2 protein-coding genes are annotated in these 1,790 nt (G+C 67.8%); both read right to left on the minus strand.

The features are described 5' to 3' along the window. Positions 1 to 30: 30 nt before the first annotated feature. Positions 31 to 771: a DUF4142 domain-containing protein gene (locus ACN6LD_RS05745; protein ID WP_107446381.1), complete on the minus strand. Its 741-nt coding sequence runs from the start codon at positions 769 to 771 to the stop codon at positions 31 to 33. 389 nt (positions 772 to 1,160) lie between these two features. Continuing rightward, positions 1,161 to 1,436, minus strand: coding sequence for an STAS domain-containing protein (locus ACN6LD_RS05750; RefSeq protein ID WP_445034324.1), 276 nt, complete (start codon positions 1,434 to 1,436; stop codon positions 1,161 to 1,163). Positions 1,437 to 1,790 lie beyond the last annotated feature (354 nt).

Consider the following 1,790-nt stretch of genomic DNA (forward strand, 5'->3'; position numbering starts at 1 on the left):
GGCCGACGGAACGGCGCCGGCACCGAACGATCATCCGGCTGACGGACTGGGCGTCGGGGACGAAGTGTTGACGTTGAGGTCAGGGCGGGCGGCGAGGACGATGACGGGGGCGCCGGGCTGGGGCGGGGGCGGGGTGAGCTGGTCCTTCGGGAGCTTGGGCGGGGTGGACTGCTGGAAGTTGACCAGTTCGCCGTTGATCACGCCGGTGTTCTCCAGAACGGTGATGTGGTCCAGGACGGTGTCGTTGGCGAGGTCGGCGAGCTGACGGACCAGGGTGTTCCTGGTGGTCGCGCGGATTTTCGCGATGACCGGGAAGATCTGGCCGTGGGTGACGCGCATGATGTTGGCGGCGGTGCTGTCGAACTGCCTGCCGGACTCCGCCGCCGAGGTCGCCACGAACTGCTGCTGTTGCGGACTGGCCTGATTGGGCAGCGTGACGTTCAACATGGGCGCGATCTTGAGGCACATCGCGTCCAGACCGGCGTGCCCGACGATGAGGTGTTTGCCGGCCTCCTTCATCTCCGGCGTCGAGCCCTTCTCCATGGCCATTTCTCCCAGGGGGTACTCCCACAGGCCCGCCGCGCGGACCTTGACGACGAAGTCGCGGTCCGCCTCCGTCAGCGGGCCGAACTGGGTGTTGGCGATGATGCGGGAAGTGTCGCTCGATGTGGTCTGGATGCCGAGCATGGCCGGGTAGGCGAGAGCGCTGAGGGTCAGGCCGAGAGCGCCGACCACGAAGACCGTTCCTATCTTGCTGCGCGATGTGGGCATGGGTGCCTCCGGACGAGAGGAGTGCGGACGACAAGAGGTACGGATGTGCGGAGCCCCCGGATCATTGCAGCAGGCAAATTTTGCACGAGGTGGCGTGATGTGCGTCACAGTCCTCGCCCCGGAGTGACAGTCGGCGGGGGCCACGGGTATCGGTCGGTACTCCCCTGGGCGGGGTGAGGGCGGTGACGGGCTTTCAGGACCGGTGCGGGGGAGGGTCTGGCCGAAGCCGAGCGGGCCGGTGTTCAGAATCGCGGGGCGCCGCCGTTCGACGGCCGGTCCGCCGGGCCGGTCGACAAAGCCCCTCGGGCACGCGGCGGAGGTCGCTCCGCCCTTCAGAACATCGGGTGCGTGGGTTCCTGCCGACTCCGGAGGCGGCCACGGGCCCGTACTCAGGACGCGCCCCCCAAAGCGAGATGGGTGGTCAGACCCGCCCGCTCCGCGGTTGCCCGGAGTACCGCGCTGGCTCGGGTGAACTGCACGTCGATACCGGCCAGGGGCAGAGTCCGGCGAATACTCAGCAGGGTGTACAGACCCGGGTAGTCGCAGAAGGTGATGCCCGACAGGTCCAGCACCAGCAAGCCACCGGCGGAGTGGGCGGCGAGCACCGCCAGATGCTCTCGGAGTGCATGCGCGGTGTCGGCGTCGAGCTCTCCCGCGAGATGCAACTCCAGTCGCGGCGGAAGGCGTCCTCCGCTCTCCCGGCGGACGGAAAGTCTCGAGGACGAAGCCGTTTCTTGGGGCTCTTGCAGCAGGGTCGACTCGTCGCCGCCCGCTAGTGCGGCACCGACTGTCTCGTGATCCTGCGGGTCGGGCTGAGGTGGTGGCATCTGTTTTCCGGATCGGCTCGGCGACAGTTGCCGACCAGACTTCCCGGCGCACCAGGAAGCATCAGCAGCGTTTCCACGCCTGCATCTTTGCACAGGGTAAAGATCGGCATCAACACCCGGCGAAGACTTTCGTCCCGCCGACGTGATCGCCGTCATCAGGCCCGCAGATGTCGCCGCCCCGGGGGGGGGGAG

Source organism: Streptomyces sp. SAS_272, from assembly GCF_052543235.1.